This window comes from Ferroglobus sp., from assembly GCF_015521575.1.
Taxonomy (GTDB): domain Archaea; phylum Halobacteriota; class Archaeoglobi; order Archaeoglobales; family Archaeoglobaceae; genus Ferroglobus.
Genome location: NZ_WANY01000245.1, coordinates 1 through 5,953, shown reverse-complemented (window position 1 = coordinate 5,953; position 5,953 = coordinate 1). Strand labels below are relative to the sequence as shown.

General features: G+C 44.6%; 5 protein-coding genes. 3 read left to right on the top strand and 2 right to left on the bottom strand.

Features of this window, described 5'->3' with window-relative positions; genetic code table 11:
• Positions 1–436, bottom strand: a 436-nt coding sequence (locus F7C14_RS09875; RefSeq protein ID WP_290902409.1) for a 4Fe-4S dicluster domain-containing protein, incomplete at its 3' end; no start/stop codon positions are given.
• An 11-nt stretch (positions 437–447) separates the two neighbouring features.
• The gene (locus F7C14_RS09870; RefSeq protein WP_290902406.1) at positions 448–3,051 is read right to left on the bottom strand and encodes a molybdopterin-dependent oxidoreductase; all 2,604 of its coding nucleotides are present in this window, start codon (positions 3,049–3,051) and stop codon (positions 448–450) included.
• A gap of 272 nt (positions 3,052–3,323) precedes the next feature.
• On the opposite strand from F7C14_RS09870, the gene F7C14_RS09865 reads away from it, so the two are divergent.
• From F7C14_RS09865 to F7C14_RS09855, 3 genes are all read left to right on the top strand, one after another.
• Positions 3,324–4,484 carry a DUF58 domain-containing protein gene (locus tag F7C14_RS09865; RefSeq protein WP_290902403.1) on the top strand — a complete coding sequence of 387 codons (1,161 nt, stop codon included), beginning with the start codon at positions 3,324–3,326 and terminating at the stop codon, positions 4,482–4,484.
• A complete protein-coding gene (locus tag F7C14_RS09860; protein WP_290902400.1) occupies positions 4,481–5,023 on the top strand; it encodes a hypothetical protein in 543 nt (180 codons plus the stop codon). The genes F7C14_RS09865 and F7C14_RS09860 overlap by 4 nt, the downstream gene beginning before the upstream one ends.
• Positions 5,020–5,953: transglutaminase family protein (locus F7C14_RS09855; protein ID WP_290902398.1), on the top strand; the 934-nt coding region annotated here is incomplete at its 3' end. The genes F7C14_RS09860 and F7C14_RS09855, both read left to right, overlap by 4 nt.

The following is a 5,953-nucleotide window of genomic DNA, read 5'->3' as shown; positions in this document are numbered from 1 at the left end:
TTTCAACGGTGTTCGGCTTCTTTCTGTGCGTCCAGTGTCTGTTTTCGTAAGGGATGTTCTCGTAAGGCGTTTTGCCTCTACCCGGAAACAGATTTTCTATCTCTTCTATGTACTGCGGAGCTCCGTAAGGGCAGACAGCTATGCAGTATTTGCATCCGATGCACTTCTCGTAGTCGATTAAAACGACACCGTACTCGTTTTTCGTTATAGCTCCTACGCCAATCGAATCGCAAGCCCTCTTACATGGCGGGTCTTCGCAGTGCATGCAGTTCATGGGAACGAATATCCTCCTTACGTTGGGGAACTTGCCCACTTCATACTCGACAACGAAGTTCCATGGATTTCCGGGAACGTAGAAGTTTTCATTCATGCAAGCAGCGACGCAGGCTCTGCAGCCGATACATCTTGTCGTGTCGATAACTCTAACGAGCTTCATCTTTCATCACCTCACGCCTTGTAAATCCTAACCTTCGTATCGTTGAAGCTGTTCATTCCAGAAACCATGTCTGGATGGTATTCGAGTATCTTGTTAACCCAGCTGCCCTTTCTCGCCCACTCTGGATATCCGGGACTCCAGTGACCGTAGTGGTATGATATCGCAACGGTATCCGGTCTGATGCCTTCAGTGAGTCTCGCTATCGCCACAAGCTTGCCAACCCTCGACTCAACGACAACCTTGTCTCCATCATCGATTTTGAGTCTTCTTGCAGTATCCGGATGTATCCAGACATCGTTGTAATCCGAATCATGAGCAACCTGATTCAGAATCGGGTTTATGTTGCAGTATCCGCTCTGGTTTCTGTACATTCTCTTGAACGTTATCAGATACAGCGGATAGTCCTTAGCTTTTTTGTGGGGAGTGGGATAGGCGTGCTCCTTTCTCGGGATTGGAGAAAGCCTTAGCTTCACTTCTTCTTCAGCGTTATCAGTCTCGTACCACTCTTCGAATACTCTCTTTATGTTCTCGTGCTTCTTCATAAGATCGATGACCTTTTCAGCGGAGTGTATTAGCTCTTCGCAGTATAAGTGCATCTTCGGCTTTCCGGGGCCTTTGAACTTGGCTTCTGCTCCCTTGAGGTAGCGCTCCTCAACATCAACGAACTTTCCGTAGAAGCCATCTCTAATTCCCTGTTCTATTGGCTGTCCGGTTTTGTTTCTCCAGAGAATGTCGAAGGCAGCTCTTGCATCGTAATCTTTGCCTTTTTCGAACTTAGGATTCTTGAACTTGAACTTCTCGTTTATCTTTTCCAGGAATTCATCGTAAAATCCCGCTCTTTTCGCAAGTTCAAACATTATTTCGAGGTTCTGGTAGGGGATGTTGAACACGTTGACTATTGGATAGTGAAGGGTGTAATGCCTCGCATGAGGAGTCCATCTTCCTCCGTAGTATCCGTAAGCTTCGAGATATGTTCTGTCTGGAAAAACGATATCAGCATACCACGCCGTTTCGGTCATCGTTATGTCAATTACCACGTTAAACGTCTTTGCCAAAGCTTCGAACTGTTTCTCAGCATTTGAGGTCGAGAACGGTCTGTTTGTTGCGAAAAACATCTGCATCTCTGGCTCGTAATCGATACCGTACTTCTCCGGCTCAAGCATGCTGAACATAGCTTGCTGAGCGACATCGTGAGTAGCATGCGGAAGGAAAACGCTCTTCTTGAGATCGATTCTGCTCGGCGGATACTCCGCCTTGGAAGGCTCCATGTAGGATGTTTTTCCCGGTTTGTGAAGCAAAAATCCGCCAACAGCATCTATCGCACCAACGAGCATCATCACAATGAGTCCAGCTCTCCAGTTCTGAGCTCCGTGTTCTTTTGCTGCAAGTCCTCTGAAAGTGTAAATGCACACAGGTCTGTATCTCAACTCTTTTCCATCGATCACAATAGTCGAGCCGATTCTTGCATTCTCTCCGAATTCCTTAGCTATCCTCCTTATCTGCTCAGCCGGAATTCCACACTCTTCAGCAACGCTTTCTGGAGTGATGTCCCTAACGTAGTCTGCAAGAACCTGAAATGCCGTCCTATACGCCTTTCCGTCTATGACGTAGCTTCCTTCAAGAGCTGGCTTCACTCCTTCGACAAACGGCTTCGCTGAATTGGTTACCGTGTCCCATACAAGCGGATTGCCGTTCTCATCCCTCAAAAACTTTCCATCTTCTCCGACAAGGAACGGAGCGTTGGTGTAGTTTATCAGAAATTCTCTGTCGACATATCCCTCGCTTATGAGGACGTTAGCCATTGCAAGCAGAAATAGAACGTCTTTTCCAGGTTTTATCGGCACCCACTCATCTGCCTTGGCTGCCAAATTGCTTAACCTCGGCTCAACGACGACGAGCTTCATTCCCCTCTCTTTCGCCTCGATAGTCGCATGGTCAAGCCATCTCGCCCATTGATCCGCTTCAAAATAATTTCCGCCCATGTTTATCAAATATCTGCAGTACTCCAAATCCGGAAGAGGTTCATGTCCTCCCCAGGTAATTTCATCGGCAACATGCTTCGCAGCTTCGCAGGTTGTGGTTCTATGAACCATGTTCGGCGTGCCAAAGGCAGCTGTGAAAGCTTTCATCCACTCGTCGTCAAGCAGATATTTTCCATGTCCGTGATGCCAGACGAGCTTTCTCGGATCACTCTGTCTAATCTGTTTCAGCTTCTCCGCAACGATATTAAACGCTTCCTCCCAGCTTATTTCCACCCATCCCGGATCTTCGTTGGGTCCTTTCTTTGGATTAGTTCTTTTTAACGGTTTCTTAAGTCTGTAAGGGTTGTAGGTGTTCCAAATCCCGGAAATTCCTTTCGGACAGTTGCCCCAGTTGAAGTAAGGAGCTCGCTTCTCATCCGGATATATCGCTCTAATAACTCCGTTCTGCACTTTCACTTTAATTCCGCAGAAGTTGACGCACATTTTGCATGTAGATTTGAAGTACTTCACTTCTCCTTCGTTGAATGGCTTTGAATTTTCGGCAGCTCTTGCGATCTTCGATATGTCGCTGAAAACAGCAAGGGCAGATAATGCGCTAATTCCCCTCAGAAATTCTCTTCTTGTTACCCCCACATTTATCCCTCCAAACTCGTATCAATGAACATTTATATGAGCTTGCAGTTATAAAGTTTACGAAACTTAACTGCAGTCTAATTTTCCTGAATTTTTTCGCTTCAAATTCCATTTGTGAAATTACAAAGTGCAAATAGAAATGATTGACAAAATTTAAAGAATTGCGTCTCCGCACTTTGCAGCAAAGACATCCAAGAGGTAAATTTTTAAACTACATGATAACTACGAATTCAACCGAAAGCGTTAAATGTTTTATTTTAGCTAAATAAGCTGTGAAGTACTCCGCTTCAAAAGCTGTTGGTGCTGCTGTATTCTTGCTTTTAGTTGGGGTAGTTTTAGTAATTCCCGAATTCGTTTTAGCAGCCGTAGTTCCCCTCATCCCTCTTTTAGTTCCGCCAGTTGCGAAGATAAAAGTAGAAAGGGTGGAGTTCGAAAAACCAGAATTCGTTGGAGAAGTGTTTAGCATATCAATTCCCCTCAAATTTTACGGAGTTGGAGTTGCGAAAATCTACCATGAGGTTGGAGAGGGAATCGAAATAATTGAGGGTAAAAACTATTCCACAGCCTTCATTTTTGGATTCGGGAAAGGTAGTATCAGGTATAAAGGGAGGGTCAGGAAAATAGGAAAACACAATCTGTCGAAGCTAAAAGTCGTGGTTGAAAGCCTTTCCCTCTCTTCAGAAAAAGCCTACGAAGTCGATCTTAATCTTGAGATCGAAGCGAAGAGCAGGATTTTCGGTAGGAGGTTGAAAGAGCTTAGGGCTAAAGCTAAGAGCGTAATGGTAGACATCGACAGAGCGAAGATAGGGGTTCCGGGAACAGATTTTAAAGAAATAAGGGAGTACAACTTCTCTGACCCCCTAAAATTCATAAACTGGAAAGCCTCAGCAAGATTCGGAAAGCTCATGGTTAACGAGTTCGAAAAGGAAGGGAAAAAGGCTGTGTGGATAATACTCGACGCAAACGATTACATGGAGGGGTTTTTCGACAAAGCTCTGGAAGTTTGTTCCTTCCTCGTAAGTTACTATGCAACGAGGGGAAACAAGGTTGGACTTTACGCCCTTGGAAAAAGCAATTTCATCTATCCAGACTTCGGAAAGAGGCAAGTGAAGAAAATATTCGATTACATAACGAGCTTAGAGGCGGAAGGGGATGAGAGCTTGGATGAAGCTTACGAAAAAATGAAGAAGATGCTTTACATCTACGAGCCTTTGATATACGTAATTACGAGAGCCGAAAAAGCGAATTTGAAAAAGTTCGTCCGAAAAGTTTCGAAGTTCAAAGTTGTTGTGATTTCGATAAAAAGAGACGGAGAAAGTTTAGGAGAGTTGACTTTAATGCTCGCAAGGAGGAGAGCTCTTAGAGGGATAGAGCACAGGCTTGAAGTGGATGTTGAGGAGAGAGTTGAGAAACTTGCAAAGGTGGTAGCATGATAAACCTTGTGCTTGCTGAAATGTCGGTTATCGTCACCTATCTCTCCCTAACCCAATCGGAGTTTTCCATGATAGCCAATCCCGACTACTTTCTCCTCCTACTCTTAATTCCCCTGCTACTTTTTTCAACCAAAAGAAACCCATACCCTTTCGGACTGTTCGCCCTCCTTTCAGCTCTCATGATATTCCACTACCTCCCAAACTCGGAACTTTTCCACTCCTCCCTCGATCTCGCATACTTTTTAACCGGAAGTGAAAGTGTGAAGATCTTGGAAAAAATTGTAGCTTCAAGAAGCGTCAATCCCCTCTACCTAATGCTGATCTCAGCTTTCTACGTTTCTTCAGAAGTTTACGAGTCCGCTTCAAGGAAAAAAAAGGCTTATGAAAACTTTCCGGACTTGCAGGCTTCGTTGCTTTCTCTCTTCTTATCACTGCTTCCGGTTCTATTCTACAAACTCATTCCAACTTACCCCGAAGCTTTCTACATCGGAATAGCCGGAGTCATCTTAATCCTGACTTACTCGGTGGTGAGAAGATGAGAGAGGCTATTTTACTCCTGAGCGTTCTGCTTCTTTTCATATTCATCTCCTCCCTTGACTTCAGCAACACCCAGATGGGTGGTTTGAGGGGTTTCAAGCTAATCGAAAATATAACGAGCGGAGCTGAAAGTTTGGAAAGTTTTGAAAAATTAGCCGATCTAAATTCTTTCTCCAATCAAGCAAGAAAGCCGCTTTTCTACGTGGAAGGACTTGATTCCGAACATTACCTTTTGAGGACCGGTGTTAGCACGACTTACGAAAACGGAGTTTGGATAAACGACAGAAAGTACGGAGATGCTATGAAAAGGACGTTGGGTGGAAAAACGTTCAAAGTAACTCCCATAGCTCCCCTCGACTTCGTTCCGGTAACGAAAGATACTGTCTTCGTAACCCTTCAAGCCGAGTACAATTCCTCCGGAAGTGTTTACAGAGGGAAAGTTAGAGAAAGTTACTACGGTTTCATCGGAGAGAAAGAGGAGAGAGCGGAGAGAACAAAGATAATCATGGACGATTACGAGTTCGAAGAAATAAAAAATCTCACTGAAAGGATAACCAGAGAGGCAAAGAGCGATTACGAGAAGTTGAAAAGAATAGAGGAATTTCTCGAAAGAAATTACGAATACTCCCACCTTTACTCGAATGGAAAAGAAGATCCGGTCTACAGATTTCTCTTCGTTGAGAAAAAAGGTGTCTGCAAGCACTTCGCTTCAGCTTTCATAGTAATGGCTGAAAGCATAGGTCTCCCGGCAAGAGCCGTTTTCGGATTTTCAGTTGAAGGAACGCCAAGAAATCAGACGGTCTTTTCGGATCAAGCTCACATGTGGGCTGAGGCTTTTGTTGACGGAAAGTGGATAGAGTTCGACCCAACGCCAGCATCAAGAGGAAAGCTCCCCACGGAAACGGAAATAGTTGAGGTGAGCGAAGAAGTCG